The following is a 23525-nucleotide window of genomic DNA, read 5'->3' on the forward strand; positions in this document are numbered from 1 at the left end:
CGTTCAAGGGGTTTTCGATACCTGTCTATTATATGCTTCTTTAGTCATTTTTCTCTTATTTTATTTCTCTAATCTTAATTAGAAGAAAATCTACTCTGGCATGGGTTATGCTGCGCCCTGTCATAGCTAGAGAAGGCCGCCGGTGACCTTGGGCGAGTGCACGGCATCTGTCCCGACGGCCTCGCACTCGTCCAGCCTCGGTACCGCACAGATCGGAGGCAAGATCACCAACAAGGAGCCGGTTGGACAAAATGGCGCATTATTATCCCGTGGAGGAGCTGCAGCCCTTGCATCCGCTGCTCAGGAATCTTGGAGACCAATCCGAACAGGTGGTGGAGAGGTGGTACCGACTCTACGCCGGCCGATGCGGTGAGAATCGCACTTTCGAAAGTGAGGAATTCTCCGGCATCCTGTCGCCGCTCCTTCGCAGCAGTATGACGGCACTGGTTGACGGCGACTTCCAGCAATTTGCCGCGCTCGGCAGGCTCCTGGGCGAGCGGCTGGCACGGCGTGGCGTTCCGTTCTTCGAGGTCATCCTCACCCTGCATCTCTTTCAGGAAAGCGTCGAAGCACTCTGCCTTGAGAAAATACCGTCGCATCTGGAGACTTCCTTTTCGCAACTCTGCCATGTCCACGCGACCCTCGTAGCTGAGGGCTATATCCGGACCGAGCCGGCGAGCTTACCGCTTCGGATCGAAACCGCCGCGGGGGACAGCGCCGAGCAGGATGTCCGCAGAGATTTCCACGGGCTGCTGGGTGCGAGCCTCGCCATGCGGCGGATTTACGATCGTATCGAGGCCGCCGGCCGGGCCCGCGGTACGATCCTGATCGTCGGCGAGAGCGGAACGGGCAAAGAGCTGGTGGCGCGCGCCATCCATCAGGCCGGGCCGAATCCCGATGCGCCGTTCGTGGCGGTGAATTGTCCGGCGATACCGAGCGACCTGATCGAGAGCGAGCTCTTCGGCCACAAACGCGGCTCCTTCAGCGGCGCGAGCGTCGATTACCTCGGGTTGTTCCGCGCCGCCAAGGGCGGCACCCTGCTTCTGGACGAAGTCACGGAGACGAATCTCGAGACGCAGAGCAAACTGCTGCGGGCGCTCCAGGAGCGTGCCGTGCGCCCGGTGGGCTCGGTTGCCGAAATCACGGTCAATGTGCGCGTGATCGCTTCGACTAATCGCGCGCCCGCACAGGCAGTGCGGCAGGGGCTCTTGCGCGAGGATTTGTACTATCGGCTGCAGGCCAACGTCATCGAGATTCCGCCGCTGCACCAGCGTCCCGGAGACATCCCGCTGCTCGTCAGCCACTTCATCCGGATCTTCAACCCGCTCTCCGGGCGCTCGGTGCCGGTGACCAGCATCGCACAAGACGCAATGGCCGCGCTGCTCAGATATTCGTGGCCGGGCAACGTGCGCGAACTCTCCAACGCCATCGAGAGCGCGGTTACCTTCGGCCGCAATTCCCGGATTGGTCTGAAGGATCTGCCGCAAGCCGTGCGCCAGAATCAGCCGGACGCGGCGCCGCGGGCGCCGGGTGACGCGGCGGGCATCGAGCCGCAAGCCACCCCCGCGCGCGAGCCCGCCGCTTTCTCGCCCAAGACTTTCGACGAGACCGAGCGTGAGCTCATCGAGCGCGCTTTGCAGACGGCCGGCCACAACAAGACTTATGCAGCCGAGTTGCTCAAGATCTCGCGCAAGAAGCTCTATGCCCGGCTGGCGAAGTACGGGCTTTTGAGCCAGCGCCGGCGCGGCGCTTCCGCCCGCTCGGTGGTCTGCGCGCCCTAGCTTGACAGGCGTCCCGCCGCGTCCTGGCGCGCCCGCCTTCCGGTCTCCGCTCATATTGACCGGCTTTTCCGATTCGCCGCTCATGGTATCCTCACCGTCGCTTAAACGTCGCCCGCCTGTGATATCCACTATCCGGCTTAGCCAGTTCATTTGAGTATCGGGGTGGTCGCACCGGTGCTGGCCGAACCGGTTGGGCCCGGCTGCGCGTTGGGTACCGACTGCTGGATGAAATAGCAGTTGATAGTTCCCTGGTTGTCGATTGAAACTATCCACATCATGGCGAATCCCTTCATCGGGACCTGCGATTTGCCGTTGATGTTGCTGAAGTCCACGATCGGAATCAGCATCACGCGCGGGTCGTTCAGGTCGTGATTCTGGAAGGTGCCGGTCGAGAACTGATTCTGGCCCATGCTCAGGCGGTACTGAAAGGCGCTGGTGGTGGGCCCGACGACATTGCCCGGCTCGGTATCGAGCATGTTGCCGACGCTGACCTTGCCGGGATAGCCGCTCTGGATATTGGTTGAATAGTTGCTTGCGCCGTTTCCGCCGAGCGCCAGCGGAGCCCAGTTGCCGGCCCCCACCTGTCCCTGCTTAAGCTGCACCGGGCCGAAGTTCAGGTCGGTTCTATAGTCAATTCCGATCGGCACCAGGCCGGTGGCCGCTCTTATCGGCACGATAAACGCGCTTGCGCTCGTCCTGACGCCGGTTCCGGCGCTCGTGTTTTCCCCTGGTGCGGACTGTGCATGCGCGGTTCCTTCGCCCAGCACCGCGCAAAACAAGCACGGAAGATTGCGGCTGCTAGTCATCAGGACGGTCTTGTTGTCCGGGCTCACCGTGCATGAAACGATCTCGCTGGCCTTGATGCCGTTGCGCTCCGCGTAGTTCTCGGCGACGGATACCGCCTGGGAAGGATATGATGGAAGATAGAGCGCGCCTGACAGCACGCCGCTGTCGATCGCGACCTGCATACTCACCTGGTTGAAGTAGAGATTGCCGACATCCATCACCAGCGTGAGAACGCCGACGAGTGCGGGCAGCGCCAGGATTACTATGAACATGGCCTGGCCTCTTGAAGCTCGCAGCTTGAGTAATGATTTCATGGTCTATACCTCGATATAGTTAGAACGTTCGGACGTTTTGAATGTGCTCAAGGCCCAAAGCCTTTAAATGTTGACCCAGGATCCCGGCGTTGGCGAACGTGAACGGCGGACGGGTGTCCTCCCACGGCTCGGGCGAACTGGATTCGAGTAGGGCGAGCGCTCTTTCGTGTCGGGCTATTTTCTGCTGCAGAACGATGCTTCGCCTGAACGTCGGACGGCGGGTTCCGTCTTCATACGTATCTGCGGCGGTCGCGGCCGCCTGCGCTTCGCGCGCTCTCGGATCGAAGGGCTTGGGCAGGATCGTTGAGGGCTGCCGGATCGGAATGTCCCACGCATCGCCGACGGCCGCCATCGCTACCGCATCGAAGTGAGCAACCGCGCTCGGCACCGCCCCCCAACGCTTGCGATACTTCCAGCGGCGGAGCCGGTCGGAAAAGAACACGGCGCTCATGCAAAACGAGGCGACCTCGGCGGAAACGATAACGGTTGCCACTGTGTTGAGATGGTTGATCCAGTTCATGGCTTGGTACCTCCTTGCGACGGCTCGCGCACGGCTACTGGCTCATCGCGATGTCCGTCGAACTGATGGTCGCGGGAAAACTGATCACCGACGGCACCGCGATCGTCGGTCCGGTGAAGCTCACTGACACGGATACCGGGCTACCGTGACTTCGCGGCATGGTCGTCGGTGACATCGAGACTTGAATCGTGCCCTGCTTGAGTGCGAGCGGCTCGGACTGTGAAACGAAAGCGAGGACGGTGTCGCTACTGTATCCGGGATTGGCAGCGGCGTAGCGGGCGCCCTGCTAGGCGAGCTGTTTCACCGCGATCCCGCGATTGAGCACGATGGAACCTTCGATCGCGGTGATGATCACCACCGCGACTCCCAGCACCGTGAACACCATCTCGACGTAGGACTGCCCGCCCTGGGTGCCCTGCAGACTGGTCTTCGCCGCCCTCAGAGCGCGCTACCATTTGCGAATCGGCGCAGGTAAAGGGCGGTTAAAAATCTGTAGTGTCTGGACATTCTTCTTCCTCCTGAAAACAACTGAGTATTCGGTTCATTGCGCATTACGATGCATACTTGGATTAGACTTTCGCCCGCTCCAATTCTCGCCAGATAGAGGAGCATAGGCCGTGCCAGCCAAGAATTGACTGTATATAGGCTGAAGAATGGGAAATAAGCGTTAAAAGGAGCGTGCTACTTTAAGTAGCATAGCGTAGCCGAGAGTAGCGAATCGTGCCCGCCGGATACGCCGCACGCGTCGAGAACCACACAGGCTGATCAAAATGTATCCGCCGAGCGTGTCTGTACACGCCTGGTACCTGCGCATAGGTAGCGATTCGTCCGTTCAGGACACGCTTCGTTTCCTGTCGGGCCTGCGAACGACCGAACTAGGCGAGCGCGTCCGCTGTCGACCTCGGGTCTCGTCTTTGTTTTGCCTCCGGCCGGGCCGGAAGCGGCGAAGCTGTAAGGAGGGTCAGCCCTTGGGGAGACCGAGGACGCGCTCGCCGATGATGTTGTGCTGGATCTCGTTGGTGCCGGCGGCGATCGTGCCTCGGCGCGCGGCGAGCAGCCGATGCGACCATTTGCCGTGGTCGATAGCGCCGGCGGCGCGGTACTCGAACTGGCCATAAGCGCCCAGCAGTTCCATCGCGAACGACTGGATTCGCAGGTTCAGGTCGGTGGTCCCCAGTTTCATGATCGAGCCTTCGGGGCCGGGCGGCAGTCCCTTGAGCTGGCGCGTCAACTGCCGATAGCTGGTGTACTTGAGCGCCTCCGCCTCGCACGCGAAGCGCGCGACTCGCTGGCGCACGTAGCTGTCGTTCCAGGCCGGGCGGCCGTTGCGCTCGACCTTCTTCGCCAGCGCGGCGAGCTGGCGCACCTCGACCATCATGTCCGTGCGGCCGCCATGAATCGTCCGCTCGAACATCATGTTGGTCATCGCGACCATCCAGCCCTGGTTCTTCTGTCCCACCAGGTTCGCCCTGGGCACGATGACGTCCTCGAAAAAAACCTGGTTGAAGCCGCTCTCGCCCGTCATCTGCACCAGCGGGCGCACGGTCACGCCGGGGCTCTTCATATCGATCAGCAGGTAGCTGAGGCCCTTGTGCTTGGGCAGCGTGGGATCGGTCCGGCAGAGCAGCGTGCTGAAGTCAGCGTGATGGGCGTTGGACGTCCACACCTTCGAGCCGTTGACGACGAAGTGATCGCCCTCGTCGACGGCGCGGGTTTCGACCGCGGCGAGGTCGGAGCCGTGGTTGGGCTCCGACAATCCCTGGCACCAGATTTCCTCGGCCGACGGAATTTTAGGAATGAAGCGCCGCTTCTGTTCGGGCGTGCCCCACTGCATCAGGGTCGGACCGACGCGCGCGATGCCCTGGAAGTTGACCGTGGGCGGCGCCTTGGCGCGGTCGAGTTCCTGCGAATAGACGATCTGCTGGAGGAGGGTCGCGCCGCGCCCACCGTACTCCTTCGGCCAGTGGATACACATCCAGCCGCCGTCGTAGAGCTTACGATGCCATCGGCGGCGGCGCTCGAACTCGTCCCTGGTTTCGGGATCGTGCAGTTCGCCCTCGTCGTGCCAGTCGCGCGGCAGGTTTTCTTCCAGCCAGGCTCTGAACTCGCGGCGAAGCGCCTCGTCCTCGTCGCTGAACTTGAAATCCATCGCTACGCCTCCGCAACGCTCTCCGCGCAATCCGCTGCCGCGGCGACTGTAGCACAGCGGCGCCGTCGCAGATTACGGCCGCGCGGAGCCGCGTCGCTTGTCGGATCGCTTTGCGGTTGGCTAGTGTCAGAACCCGAAACTCAAGTCCGGCGCGAGGGTTCAGGGCGATGGAACAGGAACTGGCAGGCAAGGTCGCGATCGTCACCGGCGCGGGACGGATGCGCAGCATCGGCCGCCCGATCGCGAAGCGGCTCGCGCAGGCGGGCGCGGCGATCGTGATCAGCGGAACCGGGCGTCCGCCCGAGCGCTATCCCGACGACGAGAAGGCGGCCGGATGGCGCGATATCGACAGCGTCGCCGAAGAGATCCGGCAGGCGGGCGGACGCTGCCTGGCGCTGGTCTCGGACATCGCCGACCCGCGCGCGGTTGACGCGCTGGTCGAGCGCACCGTCGCCGAGTTCGGCCGCGTCGACATCCTGATCAACAACGCGAGTGCCGCCCGCGGCGAGGACCGCGTCGCCGCGATCGAGGTCAAGTACGACGTGTGGAAGAAGGTGATGGTGACCAACGTGGACGGGACGTTCCTGATGTCGTGTGCGGCGGCGCGCGGGATGATCGCACAGGGCCACGGCGGCAGCATCGTCAACATCTCCTCGATCGCAAGCAAGATCGCGGCGGCCAGGTCGGCCGCCTACGCCGCCTCCAAGGCCGCGGTCAACGCGCTCAGCCGCTCGATGGCGCTCGACCTGGCGCCCAACGGCATCCGCGTCAACGCGATCTGTCCCGGCCTAATCGACACTTTCCGCCTCGACGACCTCGGCCGCGGCGAGAGCTGGGAGAAACTGGTCAAGAGTTTCATTCCGCTGGGTTACGCGGGCGACGGCACCGAGTGCGCGGAACTGGTGCTGTTCCTGGTGAGTGATCGCGGCAAGTGGATCACGGGCCAGGCGATGAATATCGACGGCGGATCGATTTGGGGATAGCCGATGAGCTCTGACGTCGTCCTTTACGAGTCAAAGGAAAGCATCGCGACGATCACGCTGAATCGCCCGGACAAGCTCAATGCGCTGTCCAACGCGCTGGTCGGCGAACTGCGCGACGCGCTGATCCATTTCGAAAAGAGCGATGATCGCGTCGCGGTCCTGACCGGCGCGGGCGAGCGCGCCTTTTCCGCCGGCGCCGATCTCCGCGATCCTCCGCGCGACCCGGAGCTATGGGAATGCATGCCGGGGGTCGGAGTGCCGCTCAGCAAGCCGATCATCGCGTCGGTCGCGGGCCATTGCGTCGGCGGCGGCGTATGCCTGGTCGAGTTCTGCACACTGGCGGTGGCCGCCGACAACGCGGATTTCTCCTATCCCGAGGCGCAACTGGGCTTCTGCGGCGGCCTGATCGCCGGCCTCGCCGTGCGAATTCCGTACAAGGTCGCGATGGAGCTGATGCTGACCGGCGCGCACATGAAGGCCGCGCGGGCCTACGAAGTCGGGATGGTCAACGCCGTGGTGCCGCTTGCGGAGCGGATGGAAGCCGCCTACGGCTACGCGCGCAGGCTCGCAGAGAGCGCGCCGCTGGTGCTGGGACTGCTCGAGACCTTCACCCGCGACATGCTCTTGCCGCGCGGCCCGTCGGAAATGTCCGCGATCGCGCGGCGGTATCTGCTGCGCGTCGCGCACTCCGAGGACGCGAGGGAGGGCGCGCGGTCGTTCGCCGAAAAGCGCAAACCGCGCTTTACCGGCCGCTAGCCGAGAACCTCCACGTTGCGGCAAACCGGCCGCTGTGACTATCGTCTCTGATGGGGAACGTCAGGGCCGCCGCCAATCCATCCTCGCCGTCCCCCGATTCGGCGCACGCCGAAATGGAGACTATCCGATGAAAGTCGTTGTGGATCACAATCTTTGCGAGGGTAACGGGCGCTGCGTCGAAGTCGCGCCCCAGGTCTTCGAGCTTCGCGACGACGATCGCAGCTACGTGCTGCTCGAAAATCTGCCGCAGGATCTGCGCGCCAAGGCAGAGCTCGCGACGACGCTCTGTCCGCGCCAGGCTATCCGCCTGGTCGAGGATTAACCCGCCATGGCAGCACTGACCCTCGAAACGCTCGACATCGTCGATCCCGACCTTTACGTCCAGCGCGGCTATCCGTTCGAGGAGTGGGCGCTGCTCCGCAAGGAAGCGCCGGTCTTCCGCTACGAGCGGCCCGCGGTGGAGCCCTTCTGGGCCATCACCAAACACACCGATTTGGTCAACGTCTCGCGCCAGCCCGAATTGTTCAGAAGCCGCCAGATTCTGTTCGTCACCAAGGACGAACCCGGGTCGCCGCTGCCCGAAGAGCCGGTGCTGCGCCAGCTGCTCAATATGAATCCGCCCGAGCACGGGGAATTGCGCCGGGTGGTCAATCAGCGCTTCACGCCGCGTGCGGTGCAGCAACTGAAGGATCAGATCGAAAAGATCACGACCGAGACGCTCGACGGCCTCGTGGGGCGCGAGGAATGCGACTTCGTGACCGAGGTTTCGGCCAAGCTTCCGCTCGCGGTGATCGCCGAGATGTTCGGCATCCCGCGCGAAGACTGGGCGATGATGTTTCGGCTGAGCAACGCGATGATCGGGCCGGCGGATCCGGAGTACGGCGGCAGCGCTACGATCAAGGAAAACCTCGAACGCGCGCGGATGGAATTTTTCCAGTATTTCAGCCAGCTCTGCGAGGAGCGGAAGAAAAGCCCGCGCAACGACCTCGCAAGCGCCCTGGCCAACGGCAAGGCCTTCGGCGAGCCGCTGCCGCCCTTCGAGCTCCTGTCCTATTTCGCGCTGCTCATCATCGCGGGCAACGAGACCACGCGCAACGCGACCACCGGCGGGCTGCACGCCCTGATAAGCCATCCCGACCAATGGAAACGGCTGCGCAAGGATCCCTCGCTCGCTCCCAAGGCGACCGAGGAGATCGTGCGATGGACCTCGCCGGTGATCCAGTTCACCCGTACGGCCACCGCCGACACCGTGCTCCACGACCAGCAGCTTCGCGAGGGCGACGTGCTGGCGCTCTTCTATCCCTCGGCCGCGCGCGACGAGGACGTTTTCGAGCGGCCCGACACGTTCGACATCGGACGGTATCCCAACCCGCACGTCTCCTTCGGCATCGGCGAGCACTTCTGCCTCGGCGCGAACCTCGCACGCCTGGAGCTGCAGGTGATGTTTCGCCAACTGGCGGAGCGGATGGAATTCGTCGAGCTGGCGGGGCCGACGCAGCGGATGCGCTCGAGCTTCGTCGGCGGAATCAAGCACATGCCGATTCGTTACCGGATTCGCCCCCGCGCTTGATTCGCGCGCGCCGCACGCATCGACTGAGCGCTGGGCGAGGAACGTGTCGCGGGTCAGGAACGCTTCGCCGGCGATGCGGCGAGGCCCTGAGCAAGCAGGTCGAGCGCGGCGGCGGCAAACGCGCGCATGTTGGCGACGCGGTCGCTGCTGCCCGTTTCGACCGTGATCGCACGCTCGAGCGGCCCGGCGATCGCGATACAGCTATGGCCCGCCGGATCGCCGTAGCGATTTCCGGTGGGGCCGGCGGCGCCGACCTCGGCCACGCTCCAGGTGGTCGCGAAGCGCTTTAGCGTCCCGCGCACCAGCACCAGCGCCAATTGTTCGGTCACGCCGCGGATGCCGGCGAAAGCCGAATCCGGAATATCGAGCAGCGTGCGGCGCGACTCGCGCGTGTACACGATCGCGCCGCCGAGAAAATAGGCCGACGCGCCCGGCGCCGCGAGCAGCGCCGCCGAGATCAATCCGCCAGTCGAGGATTCGGCGATTGCGATCGTTTCACCGCGCTCCCTAAGCAGGGCGCCCAGCCTGGTGGCCGTCGGCAGCAGATTTTCCATCGAGGTCGTTACCGTTCCTTCCCGTTCCTTCGCGCTCATCGATATTGCGGCAGCATAGTGGTTGACCCCGCCAAAAGGCCAGCCGCATCGCGCGCGTGCGGCGGCCCTACTTCAGTTCGATCTCGATAAACCTGAACTCGAAGACGTTGGGATTTATCACGTCGTGGGCGACCCCGGCCTCGCGTGCGTAGGGAGCGCCGGTCTCAAGCTCGGCATCGCTCGCGGCCCCGTCGGGAGCGACGATCCTGAGCTTACCCGTGCTGAGCGGCACCACGACGTAGTCGTGCGCATGAACATGCGGCCCGGTAGCTTCGCCCGGAGCGAAAGTCCATCGCGTCACGATCACGCGGCGATTTTCGATTAGCCGCTCCGACTTCGCCCGTGGTTCGTTCATGCCGGCCTCCTTGACCCCTTTCGAATCACCCATCTTGCGACCGCTTTAAGAGCGAATCAAAGCCCGGCAAAATAGTACATGGCCCTCGCGCAGGAGGGCGGCGAAAGCGCGCCGGTCGTGGAAATCAGGGCGGAAACAGGCTAAAGGAGACCACGCGCCGCGCGCGCCCGATGCCGCGGGCGGCCCGAGACCTTGCACACCGGGTCAAAAGATTCCTCAAGCTTCGTGAAATATGCGGCGCTCGCCTTCGCTGTCGCGGCGCTCTGTCTCTTCGCAGGATGGGCCGCTACGACCGACGCAAGCGGCAATGACACGGCCGGCAAGGTCAAGCCGCACGCGGTTGTCGCGGGCAAGGGCGCGGCCTACGTTGAAGGCGCGAGCCACGACTATGGCACCGCAGCGGCCAATTACAACGGCCTCGAACGCTATTCGACCTGGGAAAATTCCAACGGCAAGGCGGCGACCTACCAGCCCGAGGGCCCTTTCACCGCCGACAATCCGTTTTTCAAGCCGCTTGGAACCAACGGCCGCGCCTGCGTGACCTGCCACGATCCGAGCTCTGGATGGACGATCACGCCGGCGCGTATCCGCGCGCGTTTCGAGGCGAGCCGCGGCGCTGACCCGCTGTTTCGGCCGAATGACGGCGCGACTTGTCCCGACGCCGACGCTTCAACGCCGGCAGCGATGAGGAAAGCGTACGGCCTCCTGCTCAACAAAGCGCTTATCCGAATCGGAATCCCGATTCCGCCGAACGCCGAGTTCTCGGTGCTCAAGGTCGACGATCCGTACCGCTGCACCAAGCTAAGTGGTCCGAAGAGCGGCGTGCTTTCCGTCTATCGCCGCCCGCTGCAAGCTACCAACCTGCGCTTCGAGGACACTCTGATGTGGGACGGGCGGATGCCCGACCTCGAGCATCAGGCCAACGACGCAGCGCGCGGGCACGAGCAGGCGGCCGACGGACCGATGCCCGATCAACTTGCGCGGCTGATCGAATTCGAAACCGGCACTTACGACGCGCAAGTCTGGATATCCAAGGCCGGCTCGCTGCAGGACGGCGGCGTCGGCGGCGGTCCGGTGGCGCTCGCGCGCGAGCCGTTCTTCATCGGCATCAACGATCCCTTCGGCAACAATCCCGTGAACGTGCAGACCTCGCTGCACGTCTTCAACCTCTACGATCTCTGGCGCGGCGACCCGAATCCCGAACGGGCGCGAATCGCGCGGGGCCAGGCGATTTTCAACGCCACCCCGATGATCATCGGCGAAGTTCCGGGCCTCGACGATGCCGAGGGACACCCGACTCACGAGGGCTTCTGCACCACCTGTCACGACACGCCCAACGTCGGCAACCGATCGATCAACATCCTGATGAACATCGGGACGGCCGACGTCTCGCGCCGGACGCCCGACATGCCGCTGTTCACGCTGCGATGCGACGCCGGAGCGCTCAAGGGTCAGACCTTCCAGGTGATGGATCCGGGCCAGGCGCTGATTACCGGCAAATGCACCGATATCGCGCGCTTCAAGACCTCGAGCCTGCGCGGACTCGCCTCGCGCCCACCCTATTTTCACGACGGCCAGGCGGCGACGCTGATGGACGTGGTTAACTTCTACAACGATCGCTTTGAGATCGGACTGACGGTGCAAGAAAAAGAAGACCTGGTCGCGTTCCTCGGCGCGCTCTAGCCGATTCGCGGTTTCTCAGTCCCGCACAGGCGCAGGGCACGGCCGCCTCGCGGGCTAGTCCTTGAGCATCGCGACGCATTTGATTTCGACCATGAGGCCCGGCATCGCCAGCGCGGTTACGCCGACGCCCGTCCACGCCGGATATTCGCCGGTGTAGTAGCGATCCTTGACGGTGATGAAAAGCTGCAGGTCGCGCATGTCGGTATGGTAGGTGACCATCTCGACCACGTCGTCGAAAGTCGCGCCGGCCGCGGTCAGCACCTTCTTGAGGTTCTCGAAGGCCTGGACGAATTGGGCCTCCTTGCCCTCGACCACGTTGAGGTTGGCATCGCGTCCGACCTGCCCGGCGATGAAGAGCAGATTGCCGGCCTTTACGCCGGGATTGTAATGAAAGCGCTGCTTGATAACTTCCATCTCTTTGGGAACGACGTTCGAGCGCCTGGTCATGATCGATTCTCCTTCGCGTGCCGGTTCTGTAGCTTTATCGTGCGGCACATTCTAGCGTGAGGGAGCGCGCGCCGCGAAGGCAAACGCGTCGGTCAATGCAGCAGATAAGCATTGCTGCTGAACGATGGCGCTAACAACTTTCGGCCAAGGACACCCCCGCGCCCGCAGGAGACATGACATGAGCGTACTCGTACTGGTTCAAGGCACTCCGCGTGCCGATCGCAAGGATGAACTGGCGCAGTATCAGCAGGCCGCTCGCACCGTAATCGCGAAGCACGGCGGCCAGGTCGTCGCTCGCGGCAATGGGCTTGGCAGCCTGCACGGCCGAGGCAACTACCAGGTAGGAATCGTGCTGCGCTTTGCCGATAAGGCCGCGGCCGAGGCCTGGTACAACGACCCCGACTATCGCAAGGTGCTGCCGCTTCGCGACCAGGCGTACGCGGAACTTGAAATCAGTATGTTTCAGGAATGAAGCGGCCCTGCGGCGCGCGCGGCGGAAGAGAACTCCGCCGCCGCGGGCGCCCGACCCGCTTATCTCGCGATCACATGCCTTTCCAGTCGCCGGATTGTTCAAAAGCCTCGGCGGCGCGATAGATCGTCGGTTCGTCGAAGTGCCTGCCGGTCAGCATCAGTCCGGCGGGCAGGCCGTCGATCATGCCGCACGGCAGCGACATCGACGGGTGATGCGTGAGATCGAACGGCGCGGTGTTGGTGATCATTTCGAGCGCCCGCGTCACGTACTCCTCCCTGCTCGCGTCGGCCCCGGGCAGCGGCGTCGCCTTCATCGGCGTGGTCGGCATCAGCAGCAGGTCATATTTCACCAGCACGGCGTCGTATGCCGCGCGCAGCCGGCGCACGACATTGATCGCCTTGCCGTAGTAGCGCGAGCCGTAATGCTCGCGCACGTAGGTCCCGAACATCAGGAACAGCTTGGTGGTTTCCGAAAGCTCGTCGGTGCGCTGGCGCCATCCGCGATGGAAATCCATCATCGAGGTCGCGTACAGATCGTCGCGGCTCACGCCGAAACCGTCGCCGTACATCATCGTCTGCGTCAGGCCCTCGATTCCGATCGGCGTCCAGATCGCGCCGCCCGCCAGATGCATTGGGATCGAAACTTCCTCGACCCGCGCGCCGAGCGAAGCGAGGCGGTTTGCGGCGGCGCGCACCTTTTCGTCCACGGCGCGCTCGGAAGTGGGATGGCCGAAACCTTCCTTGACCACCGCGATCTTGAGGTCCTTCGCGCCGCGTCCGAGCGCCTGCGTGTAGGGATGCACCTTGGGCGCCTTGATCCGCGAGTCGTAGCCGTCGTCGCCCGCGATTACCTCGAGCAGGAGCGCATTGTCGGCGACGCTCGCCGTCATCGGGCCGGTATGGTCGACGAAAATTTCGATCGGCATGATTCCGGTGTAGGGAACGAGTCCCCACGTCGGCTTCATCCCGTAGATGCCGCAATACGACGACGGCATACGAATCGAGCCACCCTGGTCGCCGCCGATCGCCATGTCGACTTCCCCCGCCGCGACCAGCGCCGCGCTGCCCGAAGACGAGCCGCCCGCCGAGTAGCCCATCTTGCGCGGATTGTGCACCGCGCCGGTCGCGTTGGTGTGGCTGCCGCCGGAGAGGCAGAAACACTCGCAGTGCGCCTTGCCGACGATCTCGCCACCGGCGTCGAGGATCCGCGTGACCACAGTGGCGTCGAAGTCGGGCACGTAACCCTCCATCGTCGCCGCGCCGTTCATCATCGGCACGCCCGCCAGCATTACGTTGTCCTTGAGCGCGACGGTTTTGCCCTTGAGCTTGCCCTCGGGCGCGCCCTTGACCGACGATTTGAAGTACCAGGCGTTGTACTTGTTCTCCTCGGGGCCCGGCCGATAGCCGGGCGTGCGCGGATACTTCACCCGCGGCACCTCGTCGGGCATCGCGGCCACGGTGTTGTAGGCGTCGACGTAGGTCGTGAACAGCGCGCGAAACGAATCGACGCTCGCGTCATCGAGTGACAATCCGCACTGTCGCGCCACCGCGCGCAACTGCTCCCGGGTCGGCAATTGAACGGACATGCGATCTCCTCCTTGTGCGGATTGAACCGCGCCGGTTAAAGTTTTGTCCCGGCCGGCGCGACCGGCGCGGAACCTAGAAGAACTTGATCACGCTGCGCAGCACCTCGCCCTTGCGCAGCAGATCGTAGGCCTCGTTCACACCTTCGAGCGGGAAGGTGCGCGAGACCAGCTCGTCGATTTTGATCTTCTTGTCCATGTAGAGATCAATCAGGAGCGGCATGTCGACGCGCGGGCGGGTCGAGCCGTAAAATGAACCGACCAGCCGCTTCTCCATCATCGTGAAGACGTTGGGGTTGAGCGTGATGCGCGCGGTCTCGGGCGAGACGCCGACGATGGTGCAGGTGCCGCCGCGCCCGGTCATGCGGAACGCAAGCTCGATCGTCTTGGCCGTGCTGATGACCTCGAAGGCGTAGTCCACGCCGCGGCCGTGAGTCAGCTCCATCACCGCCTTGTAGGCGTCGTCCTGCGAGGGATTGACGGCATGCGTCGCGCCGAACACTTTCGCCAGTTCGAGCTTGTTGGGCAGGAGATCGATCGCAATGATGTCGTGCGCGCCGGCCAGCGCCGCGCCCTGGATCACGTTGAGGCCCACGCCGCCGCATCCGATCACCGCGACGGTCGCGCCCGGCCGGACCTTGGCCGTGTTGATCGCCGCGCCGATCCCGGTCATCGTGCCGCAGCCGACAAAGCAGGCGCGATCGAGCGGTACGTCGTCGCGAATCTTGATCGCGCAGCTCTCCGGCATCACCGCCTCCTCGGCGAAGGTCGAGGCGTACGCGAAGTGAAAAATCTGCGTGCCGTTTTTGCTGAGGCGAGTGGTGCCGTCGAGCAGCGTGCCGAGTCCCTTCGGCCGCGTCTCGCAGAGATTCACCTGTCCCAGCGTGCAGTAGCGGCAGTGGCCGCATACGGGCGAGAAGGTCAGCACCACATGGTCGCCCTCTTTGACCGAGGTGACGCCCGGGCCGACCTCGACGACGATTCCGGCTCCTTCATGGCCCAGCACCACGGGAAGCGGCATCCGCATATCGCCGGTCATGACGTGAAGGTCGCTGTGGCACGCGCCGTTGGCGGCGACCTTTACCCGCACCTCTCCGGCCTTCGGCGGAGCGAGCTTGAGGTCTTCGATAACCAGGGGTTTCTGAGGTTCATACAATACTGCGGCCTTCATCGGCGCTTTCCTCCACGGCTGACGATAATCGGTACAGGGATTGACGTGCGTAACTTAGAAGGCGGGGCGCGCAGGTGTCAAATCGAGCGGTTTTCGCGGTCAGAGCTGGCGGGTCAGTCCGTCGTGGCGCTGTATTTGGTGGGACTTCCTGGGGATAGCCGTGCCATTTAAGTAAGAGCGCACCAGACCCTGCGTTATTGCAGACTTGCAACACGCGTATCCGAGACGGACGCGTGCGGCAGCCAAAATTCCAAACCCTGCTTGGATTTTCGATCCCGAAACCGCTGGCACGTTAAGTGCTCTGACATTCCTACGCTTGCTATAGCGATGGCTGCCCATCGTCCAATCAAATGAAAGCCTACGACTTTTTAACCTCCGATCTTCCCCGGCGTCGCGAATGCCCTTCGACATTCGCGACGCCGGGGTGCCCGCCTCTTTCAAGGACGAGATGAACCAGTCGGCCACCGCCGTTCGCAACGTCCTGCTGACGATCGACCGCCAGCCGCTCTTCCCCCGCCGCGCACGGCAGAAATGCCGCTCGTGCGGTCATCAATCGATCGAGCACATCGGCTTCCCCGACGCCGCGGTCGCCGAGCAGCTAAGCCTGATCCACGGCGGCTGTCTCGACTGCGAATCCTGCGCCGACGAATAGCCTCCGGCTCTGCCAGTCACCGCACCGCGCCTATTGCGCGAGGTACGCACCGTCGATAGGCATCGGCACGCCGCTTACGAACGACGACGCATCGGTCGATAACCACAACACCGCTTCGGCGATCTCCTCGGCCTGGCCAAGGCGGTTGATCGGATGGGTCTGGACGACGGCCTTTTCGTCGAAGCTGCCGCGGTCCATCACCCGCGCGACCATCGGCGTGCGGATGAATCCCGGGCAGACGGCGTTGACGCGGATCCCCTTGCTCGAGAACTCGAGCGCCGCGGTCTTGGTCAACCCGGCGACACCGTGCTTGGCCGCGGTGTAGGCCGAGGTGTTGGCGATTCCGGCAAGCCCGCAGATCGACGAGGTATTGACGATGGTGCCGCCGCCGTTCTTCAGCATCTCGGGGATTTCATACTTCATGCAGTAGAAGACGCCGCTCAGATTGATCGCGATCACCCGCCCCCAGTTCTCGAGCGTGCAGTCGGGCGTAGCCGAGAACTCGCCTTCGATTCCGGCGTTGTTGAACGCGCAGTCTAGCCGGCCATAGTGCTCGACCGTCTTCTTCACCATCGCCTCGACGTCCTTGTGGTTTGCGACGTCGGTGGGGAGGAATATCGCGTCGCCGCCGGCTTCTTTGATCGCGCGCAGCGTGCGCTCGCCGCCTTCGACACTGTAGTCCGCGATCGCCACTCGGGCGCCCTCGCGCGCGAACAGCATCGCGGTCGCGCGGCCGATGCCGGATCCGCCGCCGGTGATTAGAGCCACCTTACCCTTTACGCGATCGGCCATGACTTACTCTCCTTTCTGCGCCGTTTCTCACGGTACCTTATACACCCGGTTCTCGCCCTTAAGGTCACCTAGTCGTACGAATTCCTGCTCTTCGGAGTCATATACCCACGCCTTTAACACCGATTCGCCCGCGGGGAGAAAGACGGCAGGGATCGATACCGACCATCGCGGCTGCGCCACCTGGTCCGGCTGCCTGGCTTGCGTTCGATCGCGCCTTGCATGCGCCTTCACCCACGCGGCCGTGATAAACACCCGCGCATCCCCGACTGAGACCAGGACGATCCGAGCCGGGCGGTCACCACCGGGAACGCTCGCCCATCCGCGAGCCTCGACGGCCTCGCCGTCACGCACAGTAGGCGGCTCCCCGTCCTTTGTCGACAACTCGAACGTCCCGTATGGCTTGGTGGGATTTTCGATAAAGGCTACGTGTCGAACGATCTTGCGGAACCCCAAGGCGTCAAGTTTTTCGGCGCCGCCCCGGATCCGCCCGGTGAACGGGACCAGCGGAAACAGCGGGAAGAGGCAGCTCTGCTCGTACTTGTCAGTCGCCGGATCGATATAGCGTTCGACTTCGAGACAGGCTGACGCCCGAGTGCGCTCGCGCTTGAGCGCGCGTGCGACGGGAATCGACGCGATCGATCCGGCCACGCTCAGCGCGGCGATCGCGCCGGCGATCGCGATGAAAATCGCGCGCCGCTTGACCATCACCTGCCGGCATAGTTCCAGTGTAGCGACCGCCACCAGCGCACTGGCGCCCATGTAACGCGACTGCGATGCCGCAACGCCCACGCCCAGGCGGAACGCCCGAGCGTGTTCATCGCGGCGAATCCCAGGCCGAACAAACCGATCGCGATCCACGGGGCAGCGGAGGGAAACCGGTTTGCCCGGATCAACCACGCCGCGCAGGCCGCGAACAGCGCGATCAATGCACAACCCAGAAATGGAGCCAACGTCGCAGGCGATATCGGATTTCCGTGGGCCAGCGGAGCGCCCACCAGCGCGCACAGGAATTCCAGCGCGGCGATCGGATGTCCGAGCCAGAAAGAACGATCGACCGGATAGAGGAACGGCCGCTCCAGCAGCAGAAAATACACCGCGATCGCAACACTCAGCAGCAGGACCGATCCGATCGCGGCGGCCGCCGCCCGGCGCTTGTTCCGGCCGCGCGAAAGCTGCGCAGGAATGATCACGAGCCACGACAGGAGCCCGTATAAGGCCGAGAACGACGCCACCAGGCAGCACGTCCATGCGAGTATCTGGCCGCGCAGCGGATGCTGGATCGAGTTGCTAATCAGATACACGGCCAACACCGCACAGGTATTCGCCAGGACGAACATCAGTTGCCATCCCCACAGCCAATCGTCGTAGTGGACGAATGAAAACACCAACAGGCTCGCCACAAACAGACTGATCGCGGTCGTCCAGGTAACGCCGTCGCGCTCTTCGGCGGCCGCCAGCCGGGCGATAGCCGTGAACATCGCCAGTGCCGATAGCAGCGTCACCGCCATCTCGACCCGCGTGTTCCACCTGGTGGTGAACGCAAGCGCGAGGAAGATCAGCTTGGGAAACAGGACGGGGTGCTCATTGTTGCACGTCAGGAGTCCCGGGAGCACCGGGCGTCCGGCGGCCGCGTTGTCGAAGAGGGACGGCAAACCCCACTGATCCATGTCGGGCACGTCGACGCTGTACTTCGCGACGAACCACACGGCCGCGGCAAACGGGATCAGCCACATCGAATCGATCATCCGTGCGATCGATCCGCGCGCGCGCGTACTCGGATTTCGATTGATGCTCAACTGCTTCCGCGGCCTGCTCTTTTCGGCGGCCTCGCCGGGACCCCGCGGTGCGCGTCCTTCTTCCTTCCGCGCGCCTCCTTGATGATCCGCGCGAGCGCCATCGCGTAGCCGGGAGAAACCCTGATCGTGCGGAAGGTCGAGCTGCCCATCTCGGTGGTCCGGTTGATCCACGACATCGGAACTTCCTTGAGATCGTAGCCCGCGAGCAACGGTTTGAGGCCGGTTTCCGCGTTGGCCGCGAAGCCGGGCTCCTCGATCACGAGATTTTTCAGGATCTCGGACCGGTAGAGCTTGAGGTTATTGGATAAGTCTCTCGCCTGTGGAAACAGCAGCAGCCGGGCCAGCGCATGGAAGCCGCGATTACAGACGATCTTGGAAAAGGGATAGTTGATGAGCACCGATTCATGGGAAAAGCGGCTGCCGATCGCTCCGTCGTGGCCGGCGGCGATCGCGTCGAACAGGTCGCGGAACTCGGGCACGATCCGCACGAAATCGGCGTCCATGGTCAGGATGTATTCGCCGGTTGCCGCCGCGTAGCCGTCGCGCAACGCGCGGCCCACGCCGTTGGGCGGCGATCGATCCACCAGCTTGACGCGCGGCTCCCGCGCCGCGATCTCGCGCGTGCGCGCCGCCGTTTCATCCTGGCTGTTGTCGTTCACGATCACTATTTCGTGAATATACGGCCCGTATAGCGCGAGCAGCGTGTCCACCAGGCCACCCACGTTCATCGCCTCGTTATGTCAGGGAATCACCACGGAGACCTTGCCGAAGAGCGCGCGATGCTCGGCCAGGCTCGGTTTGAGTTCGCGCTCCGGGCCCGGCCGCTTGGCCCAGATGTAGAGCGTGCCGCAGAGATCCCGCAATACCGGCGCATGCTCGAACACGAACGCGAGCGGCTGCAGCGCGGGCACCAGCCGCGCCGGCGTCCGCGGATGGATGATGTCGAAGGGGATGATGTCGACGTCGATGAGGCCCTGATGCGACGCCTGGCGCATCAGCTCATATTTGCGCGTCCCGATTTGCCCCGGCGCATTGCCGCTCCAGCGCCCGACCGCCGGCACCGTGCTCTTGAGGAACACCTGTGGATTCCAGTAGTTCGCCTCGAAGAACAGGAGTTGTCCTCCGGCTTGAGCAGCCTAAACAGCGCGCGCAGGGTCTGCGCGTATTGCTCGTGGCACAGGATCGCGTTACCGACGACATAGTTGAAACTCTCCGCCGGCGGGCCGCAGGCCAGGTCGTCCACCAGCGCCACGGATACATTGGGCAATCGCTTGTTGCAGGCCTGTTCGCCGAGGTCGGGGTTGAACACGGCGGCCGTGATTGGGCACTCGCCGCGCATCGCGCGGGCGAGATGCTCGGTCCAAAGCCCGCTGCCCGCGCCAACCTCCAGGATCGACTCGCCCGGCAGCACGTGGAAGCATTGGCGCACGGTGACGGCGCGCCCGCGGAGTTTGGTCGGCGACGTCTGCGGATAGCGCAGCCAGTAGGCTTCGCGCGCCCGCTCCATTTCGCTCAGGATTTTATTCACGAGCGTCCGCAGGAGCCGTCTGACGGCTCGCGCGCGGTGCAACTTCGCGCGGGAGGCAATCCCGCGCAAGTCTTACCACTTTGCCGCGCAAATGCCCACGTTATCCGAATGTTCCCGGCACAAATCGCCGGCGCGGATCGCAGCTCCGGCGGCCGATCTCACTATCGACCTTCAGATCTCGGACCGAATTTCGATCATCCCGGCGCACGGACCGGGGCTGGCGCTTTATAGAAGATGATCGTGGCGGTCAGGCCGCCCTGCGGTTTCAGCGCGTAGCCCGGGATCGCGCCGACCCGGATGTAGCCGAGGCGCTCGTAGAAACCCGCGGCGCCCTCCTCGGCGGCGGTGTCGAGCACGAGCAGCGTGCGGCCGCGCTCGACGGCGATTCGCTCGGCCTCGCGCATCAGGCTTCGCGCGACGCCTCGGCCGCGGCGGCTGACGCGGGTCATCAGCTTGGCGATCTCGGCGCGATGGGGCTGGTTGGGCGGCATGGCCAGGTCGAGCGTGACCGTGCCGATAAGCTCGTCGCCCTCCCACGCGCCCAGCACCACGCGGTCGCCGGCCACGGCCCGCGCGAGCGAAACCTTCCAGAAAGCGGCCGCGTCCTCGCGCGCCAGCGGATACATGAAGCTGACCGAGCCGCCGTTGGCGACGACTTCGATCAGAAGATCGGAAAGCGCCGCGACTGTTTCAGGCTGGTCCGTAAGCGCGGTGATGCGCATGGCCGACGTCACGCTCCATTTATTCGTTTGATGCAGCACCGGGCCGACGGAGCGCGTCCCAGGACCCGGCTTACAGCATGCGGCTTCGCTTCACGAAATTCGAGCGGCAGCATCCCGCTGGAAGTTAAGCGGCAGCAGCGCGGCGCCCGCCGCGCCGGCAAAGAAGCTTGCAACGATCGTCTGCACCTCGTCGAGCGCCGGTAAAAACGCATGCAAGTCCGAGTTTACGAGGCCGCGAAGAATCGGATGGGACAGGTAGCTCACGTCGTCCTGGCGAATCTCAACCGCCGTGACTCCGGGCAATTTCGCAGAACCCATCAGCACCACGTCATCGCCGTCGCTCTTCACCGCGTTATCGAAGTCGTACCACTGGTTGGCGTCGTTCTGCACTTGCACCACCTGCAAGGTCGAGTTCGGTTTGGATCCGTAAACCACGAGCAGGTCGCTCGGCGCGATCCCGTGGTCGATGGGCATCGGCAAGGCCCTCAGCACCCGCTCCGCTTCGGTCAAATGAAGCTGCTGCACGTCGAATCCACTGTTATTGGCGTCCGGAACCGCTGAGGTCGTGTTGACCTGCCAATTCTTTTCCTGAAAGAGGTCCAACTCGACTCCATTCTTCTCCGCTCGCATCACGCCGTTTCGGTAGAGCGGGAGCAATTCATAAACGGATGGAAAGGTGCGCGCGAGCTTGCGCATTTCCTTCTGGCCGCCGAAAACGGGACTCTCGCCGCTAATCAGCGCCTCGGCTGCGCCAAGCGAACCCTTGTGCGGCGTCGCGATGAACGCGACGCGGCCGACAGGCAGCGGTACGCCCGGCTTGAGTCTCGCCCATTCGTCGAGGAACTGCCGGAAAACGAGACCGCCCATGCTATGGCAGGCGAAATCGAAGTGGCCGTTCCACGCCGGCACGATATCCGCCATCCTCTTCAATTGCAGCTGTTCGATAAAGCGAACCAGCGCGACAGCGGAGTGCACGATCGAATAGCGCCAGTCGTACGCGAACAGGTAGGCCGGAACCTTGTTACGGCCTTGAAGACCGTTTGCGAGCGTGGCGTAGGCAATGTCGATCAATTGCGAGGGGCGGCTGACGACCGTCGCGTTGCGGTCGGACTTCGCATCGTCCGAGAGCGCCAGGGTGTCGAAGTCCAGCGCGAACAGCTTCCCCTCGGCGATGACGAGTGTTGACCAGGTGGTAGCCGGATCGATTGGATAGAAATTTTGCAGTGTCGAACCTTGAATTCCCGGAATCACGATGCACGGACGCGAGACGCGTGCCATTGGATGCCTCCTGTCGCCGGCGAGTCGAGGATGGGGCGCGAGCCGTCCTCGCCGATCACGTCGTGACTGAAAAAGGCGATCTTATCAACCTCCACGCCGTGACCTTCAGAATATTTTCATCGCAAACCAGGCTGGCGGATCACGCGTTGTGTGCGTTAGGAGCAAACTTACGCGCGCGGCCGGCGCGCACTCGACGTGGATAACGTGTGACGCTCGGCGAAATACCCTCGGCAATCGGGACGGACCATTCCGAATAATCATTGAATCTCCGAATCGTCACTGAATCGTCAATTCAACTTCAGTCGCCCGGCCCCTCGAGGTAGTAAGACTTGGTCCAGCCGATGTGGCCCTGCGCATCGACCTGCACCGCGTTTGCATCGCCGCTTACCGTCGCGGCCAGGACCTTGACCTTCGCCCCCTTGGTGAGCGCGCTGCAGCCGGAGACGTCGGGTGTGCCACCGCCGTCGTACACGTAGGCGGCCGCTACAAGCTCGTCATGAGTCTCACAAATCGGAGCATCGATTCTGGCTCTTTGCGGGCTGCCGGTCTTTAACGTCGGATATGCCGCTTGAGGGATGTTGGATGCCGACGCTGATTGAGGGGCTGAAGACGCCGCACACCCGGCAGCAACGAGCGCTATCCCGATCATTGAAAAGAGAGCAACAGCGCGTCTCTTCACGATTGCGCGTCTCCTTATTCCGACGGCTTTAAGCGCGTCTTCCGCTCAAATCCCCAAGGAGGATCGCCGGATGGATGAAGCAAGTCACATTTACCGATAAAGCGCCGAAATGCCCGCACCAGGACCCAACGGCGGTTGAATATGCAGCAGCTCGGCGCGAAGTTCACCGTACGCGCTGAGACGTCACTCGCAGCTGGTGAGACTCGGGTGCTTTGAAAGTATTTTGCAACTGGTTCGCAACTACTCAAGAGCTATTATGGCCATAATTGCTCTGAAGTCAGACGATTCCAAGCTGATTAAGCATTTGGTATCTGTCGAAATAGATAGCGAGAGAGGCTATCAGAAGATCGCTGCCTTGAGGCGGATTGGATGACGGAACTGGGAAGGTAAAAATACAGCAAGCAGCCAGGCTCCGAAAGCTTTTATTCGTTATGGGACGATTATTGAGTGGCGAGCTATCGAATCCCGGATTCCAAGGATGTCCTGTGTGGCTGGCCTTAAGCCTCCCTGCGACCACGATGGCTGTCGTCTTGGATGTCGCCACCGGCTCCAGGATGGACACATAACGCGAAGTTTGGTCGAAGCCGAATCTCGGGAAAGTCTTCGCGATCGCTGTGAAAAGCCCGGCTACCTGTTGAGTGCCGATGTAAATTGGACCATCGCTTGTGATACCTACTTGCGGATTACTGCCAAAGAGGGTCATCAGGTTTGCGTGATCGCAAGGACTAGCGCTCAGGTAGTTTATGAATTGGGTTACTACGTCGTCATACGTCGCCGGCGCCGCAATGTACAGTTCGACTTTCTGGTTTGCCATCGTCGAAGCCCCCCTAAACGATCTTCTTCGTTGCAAAACTTCGACATTTTGCTCTGCGGGACTTTTTAAATCAAGCAGGCGCGTTCTGGCAGTTTTGAATGA

27 protein-coding genes are annotated in these 23525 nt (G+C 63.1%); 9 read left to right on the forward strand and 18 right to left on the reverse strand.

The genetic code is table 11. The annotated features are described in order from the left end of the window. The first annotated feature begins 251 nt into the window (after positions 1-251). A complete protein-coding gene (locus tag VMI09_01790) occupies positions 252-1781 on the forward strand; it encodes a sigma-54 dependent transcriptional regulator (GenBank protein HTQ23396.1) in 1530 nt (509 codons plus the stop codon). A gap of 146 nt (positions 1782-1927) precedes the next feature. Here the strand turns inward: VMI09_01790 and VMI09_01795 are convergent, their stop codons facing one another. Beyond that, positions 1928-2839: a pilus assembly protein TadG-related protein gene (locus tag VMI09_01795; protein HTQ23397.1), complete on the reverse strand. Its 912-nt coding sequence runs from the start codon at positions 2837-2839 to the stop codon at positions 1928-1930. A 61-nt stretch (positions 2840-2900) separates the two neighbouring features. Beyond that, positions 2901-3401, reverse strand: coding sequence for a hypothetical protein (locus tag VMI09_01800; GenBank protein HTQ23398.1), 501 nt, complete (start codon positions 3399-3401; stop codon positions 2901-2903). Positions 3402-3415: 14 nt separating this feature from the next. On the opposite strand from VMI09_01800, the gene VMI09_01805 reads away from it, so the two are divergent. Further along, positions 3416-3550, forward strand: coding sequence for a hypothetical protein (locus VMI09_01805; protein HTQ23399.1), 135 nt, complete (start codon positions 3416-3418; stop codon positions 3548-3550). Positions 3551-4362: 812 nt separating this feature from the next. On the opposite strand, the gene VMI09_01810 is transcribed toward VMI09_01805, so the two are convergent. Continuing rightward, positions 4363-5550 (reverse strand): acyl-CoA dehydrogenase family protein, encoded by a 1188-nt coding sequence (locus tag VMI09_01810; protein ID HTQ23400.1) that lies wholly within the window; start codon positions 5548-5550, stop codon positions 4363-4365. 167 nt (positions 5551-5717) lie between these two features. On the opposite strand from VMI09_01810, the gene VMI09_01815 reads away from it, so the two are divergent. The 4 genes from VMI09_01815 (at position 5718) to VMI09_01830 (ending at position 8859) form a co-directional block, all read left to right on the forward strand. Beyond that, complete coding sequence (locus VMI09_01815) at positions 5718-6533, forward strand: SDR family NAD(P)-dependent oxidoreductase (GenBank protein HTQ23401.1); 816 nt, start codon at positions 5718-5720, stop codon at positions 6531-6533. Positions 6534-6536: 3 nt separating this feature from the next. Continuing rightward, positions 6537-7289: an enoyl-CoA hydratase-related protein gene (locus VMI09_01820; protein HTQ23402.1), complete on the forward strand. Its 753-nt coding sequence runs from the start codon at positions 6537-6539 to the stop codon at positions 7287-7289. Positions 7290-7416: 127 nt separating this feature from the next. Beyond that, on the forward strand, positions 7417-7611 hold the full coding sequence (locus VMI09_01825; protein ID HTQ23403.1) for a ferredoxin: 195 nt from the start codon (positions 7417-7419) through the stop codon (positions 7609-7611). A gap of 6 nt (positions 7612-7617) precedes the next feature. Continuing rightward, a complete protein-coding gene (locus tag VMI09_01830; GenBank protein HTQ23404.1) occupies positions 7618-8859 on the forward strand; it encodes a cytochrome P450 in 1242 nt (413 codons plus the stop codon). 53 nt (positions 8860-8912) lie between these two features. Here VMI09_01830 and VMI09_01835 read toward each other — a convergent pair whose 3' ends face one another. Together VMI09_01835 and VMI09_01840 are read right to left on the reverse strand one after the other, a co-directional pair. Beyond that, positions 8913-9452 carry a CinA family protein gene (locus VMI09_01835; protein ID HTQ23405.1) on the reverse strand — a complete coding sequence of 180 codons (540 nt, stop codon included), beginning with the start codon at positions 9450-9452 and terminating at the stop codon, positions 8913-8915. 67 nt (positions 9453-9519) lie between these two features. Then, positions 9520-9807, reverse strand: a complete 288-nt coding sequence (locus VMI09_01840) for a cupin domain-containing protein (protein HTQ23406.1) — start codon at positions 9805-9807, stop codon at positions 9520-9522. 225 nt (positions 9808-10032) lie between these two features. On the opposite strand from VMI09_01840, the gene VMI09_01845 reads away from it, so the two are divergent. Beyond that, positions 10033-11490 (forward strand): hypothetical protein, encoded by a 1458-nt coding sequence (locus tag VMI09_01845; GenBank protein ID HTQ23407.1) that lies wholly within the window; start codon positions 10033-10035, stop codon positions 11488-11490. A gap of 54 nt (positions 11491-11544) precedes the next feature. Here the strand turns inward: VMI09_01845 and VMI09_01850 are convergent, their stop codons facing one another. Beyond that, positions 11545-11937, reverse strand: a complete 393-nt coding sequence (locus VMI09_01850) for a RidA family protein (GenBank protein ID HTQ23408.1) — start codon at positions 11935-11937, stop codon at positions 11545-11547. A gap of 178 nt (positions 11938-12115) precedes the next feature. Between VMI09_01850 and VMI09_01855 the strand changes: the two genes are divergently transcribed. Continuing rightward, complete coding sequence (locus VMI09_01855; GenBank protein HTQ23409.1) at positions 12116-12409, forward strand: DUF1330 domain-containing protein; 294 nt, start codon at positions 12116-12118, stop codon at positions 12407-12409. A gap of 70 nt (positions 12410-12479) precedes the next feature. Here the strand turns inward: VMI09_01855 and VMI09_01860 are convergent, their stop codons facing one another. Then, the gene (locus VMI09_01860; GenBank protein ID HTQ23410.1) at positions 12480-13994 is read right to left on the reverse strand and encodes an amidase; all 1515 of its coding nucleotides are present in this window, start codon (positions 13992-13994) and stop codon (positions 12480-12482) included. 73 nt (positions 13995-14067) lie between these two features. Beyond that, complete coding sequence (locus VMI09_01865) at positions 14068-15162, reverse strand: Zn-dependent alcohol dehydrogenase (GenBank protein ID HTQ23411.1); 1095 nt, start codon at positions 15160-15162, stop codon at positions 14068-14070. 397 nt (positions 15163-15559) lie between these two features. Between VMI09_01865 and VMI09_01870 the strand changes: the two genes are divergently transcribed. Beyond that, entirely contained in the window at positions 15560-15814 is a 255-nt protein-coding gene (locus VMI09_01870) for a hypothetical protein (GenBank protein HTQ23412.1), read from the forward strand. Positions 15815-15844: 30 nt separating this feature from the next. Here the strand turns inward: VMI09_01870 and VMI09_01875 are convergent, their stop codons facing one another. The 10 genes from VMI09_01875 to VMI09_01920 all read right to left on the reverse strand — a co-directional run bounded on the left by VMI09_01875 (position 15845) and on the right by VMI09_01920 (position 23423). Beyond that, positions 15845-16606, reverse strand: a complete 762-nt coding sequence (locus tag VMI09_01875; GenBank protein ID HTQ23413.1) for a glucose 1-dehydrogenase — start codon at positions 16604-16606, stop codon at positions 15845-15847. Positions 16607-16633: 27 nt separating this feature from the next. Continuing rightward, positions 16634-17347: a hypothetical protein gene (locus VMI09_01880; GenBank protein HTQ23414.1), complete on the reverse strand. Its 714-nt coding sequence runs from the start codon at positions 17345-17347 to the stop codon at positions 16634-16636. Next, positions 17311-18402: a hypothetical protein gene (locus tag VMI09_01885; protein ID HTQ23415.1), complete on the reverse strand. Its 1092-nt coding sequence runs from the start codon at positions 18400-18402 to the stop codon at positions 17311-17313. Before VMI09_01885 ends, VMI09_01880 begins: the two co-directional genes overlap by 37 nt. Next, the gene (locus VMI09_01890; GenBank protein ID HTQ23416.1) at positions 18399-19130 is read right to left on the reverse strand and encodes a glycosyltransferase family 2 protein; all 732 of its coding nucleotides are present in this window, start codon (positions 19128-19130) and stop codon (positions 18399-18401) included. The genes VMI09_01885 and VMI09_01890 overlap by 4 nt, the downstream gene beginning before the upstream one ends. A 12-nt stretch (positions 19131-19142) precedes the next feature. Beyond that, positions 19143-19397 carry a hypothetical protein gene (locus VMI09_01895; GenBank protein HTQ23417.1) on the reverse strand — a complete coding sequence of 85 codons (255 nt, stop codon included), beginning with the start codon at positions 19395-19397 and terminating at the stop codon, positions 19143-19145. Then, on the reverse strand, positions 19397-19930 hold the full coding sequence (locus VMI09_01900) for a class I SAM-dependent methyltransferase (GenBank protein HTQ23418.1): 534 nt from the start codon (positions 19928-19930) through the stop codon (positions 19397-19399). Before VMI09_01900 ends, VMI09_01895 begins: the two co-directional genes overlap by 1 nt. Before the next feature lie 194 nt (positions 19931-20124). Beyond that, complete coding sequence (locus VMI09_01905; GenBank protein ID HTQ23419.1) at positions 20125-20664, reverse strand: GNAT family N-acetyltransferase; 540 nt, start codon at positions 20662-20664, stop codon at positions 20125-20127. A gap of 78 nt (positions 20665-20742) precedes the next feature. Next, a complete protein-coding gene (locus tag VMI09_01910; GenBank protein HTQ23420.1) occupies positions 20743-21930 on the reverse strand; it encodes a hypothetical protein in 1188 nt (395 codons plus the stop codon). A gap of 298 nt (positions 21931-22228) precedes the next feature. Next, entirely contained in the window at positions 22229-22402 is a 174-nt protein-coding gene (locus VMI09_01915) for a hypothetical protein (GenBank protein ID HTQ23421.1), read from the reverse strand. Between the two features lie 484 nt (positions 22403-22886). Continuing rightward, complete coding sequence (locus VMI09_01920) at positions 22887-23423, reverse strand: hypothetical protein (protein HTQ23422.1); 537 nt, start codon at positions 23421-23423, stop codon at positions 22887-22889. Between the last annotated feature and the right edge of the window lie 102 nt (positions 23424-23525).

This window comes from Candidatus Binataceae bacterium, assembly GCA_035500095.1.
Taxonomy (GTDB): Bacteria; Desulfobacterota; Binatia; order Binatales; family Binataceae; genus JAKAVN01.

Bases quoted from the DNA above. Each gene is read 5' to 3' on its own strand.
- VMI09_01790 (HTQ23396.1), top strand. From the start codon at position 252: ATGGCGCATTATTATCCCGTGGAGGAGCTGCAGCCCTTGCATCCGCTG.
- VMI09_01795 (HTQ23397.1), bottom strand. From the start codon at position 2,839: ATGTTCATAGTAATCCTGGCGCTGCCCGCACTCGTCGGCGTTCTCACG.
- VMI09_01800 (HTQ23398.1), bottom strand. From the start codon at position 3,401: ATGAACTGGATCAACCATCTCAACACAGTGGCAACCGTTATCGTTTCC.
- VMI09_01810 (HTQ23400.1), bottom strand. From the start codon at position 5,550: ATGGATTTCAAGTTCAGCGACGAGGACGAGGCGCTTCGCCGCGAGTTC.
- VMI09_01815 (HTQ23401.1), top strand. From the start codon at position 5,718: ATGGAACAGGAACTGGCAGGCAAGGTCGCGATCGTCACCGGCGCGGGA.
- VMI09_01820 (HTQ23402.1), top strand. From the start codon at position 6,537: ATGAGCTCTGACGTCGTCCTTTACGAGTCAAAGGAAAGCATCGCGACG.
- VMI09_01825 (HTQ23403.1), top strand. From the start codon at position 7,417: ATGAAAGTCGTTGTGGATCACAATCTTTGCGAGGGTAACGGGCGCTGC.
- VMI09_01830 (HTQ23404.1), top strand. From the start codon at position 7,618: ATGGCAGCACTGACCCTCGAAACGCTCGACATCGTCGATCCCGACCTT.
- VMI09_01835 (HTQ23405.1), bottom strand. From the start codon at position 9,452: ATGAGCGCGAAGGAACGGGAAGGAACGGTAACGACCTCGATGGAAAAT.
- VMI09_01840 (HTQ23406.1), bottom strand. From the start codon at position 9,807: ATGAACGAACCACGGGCGAAGTCGGAGCGGCTAATCGAAAATCGCCGC.
- VMI09_01850 (HTQ23408.1), bottom strand. From the start codon at position 11,937: ATGACCAGGCGCTCGAACGTCGTTCCCAAAGAGATGGAAGTTATCAAG.
- VMI09_01855 (HTQ23409.1), top strand. From the start codon at position 12,116: ATGAGCGTACTCGTACTGGTTCAAGGCACTCCGCGTGCCGATCGCAAG.
- VMI09_01860 (HTQ23410.1), bottom strand. From the start codon at position 13,994: ATGTCCGTTCAATTGCCGACCCGGGAGCAGTTGCGCGCGGTGGCGCGA.
- VMI09_01865 (HTQ23411.1), bottom strand. From the start codon at position 15,162: ATGAAGGCCGCAGTATTGTATGAACCTCAGAAACCCCTGGTTATCGAA.
- VMI09_01870 (HTQ23412.1), top strand. From the start codon at position 15,560: ATGCCCTTCGACATTCGCGACGCCGGGGTGCCCGCCTCTTTCAAGGAC.
- VMI09_01875 (HTQ23413.1), bottom strand. From the start codon at position 16,606: ATGGCCGATCGCGTAAAGGGTAAGGTGGCTCTAATCACCGGCGGCGGA.
- VMI09_01890 (HTQ23416.1), bottom strand. From the start codon at position 19,130: ATGAACGTGGGTGGCCTGGTGGACACGCTGCTCGCGCTATACGGGCCG.
- VMI09_01895 (HTQ23417.1), bottom strand. From the start codon at position 19,397: ATGCGCCAGGCGTCGCATCAGGGCCTCATCGACGTCGACATCATCCCC.
- VMI09_01910 (HTQ23420.1), bottom strand. From the start codon at position 21,930: ATGGCACGCGTCTCGCGTCCGTGCATCGTGATTCCGGGAATTCAAGGT.
- VMI09_01920 (HTQ23422.1), bottom strand. From the start codon at position 23,423: ATGGCAAACCAGAAAGTCGAACTGTACATTGCGGCGCCGGCGACGTAT.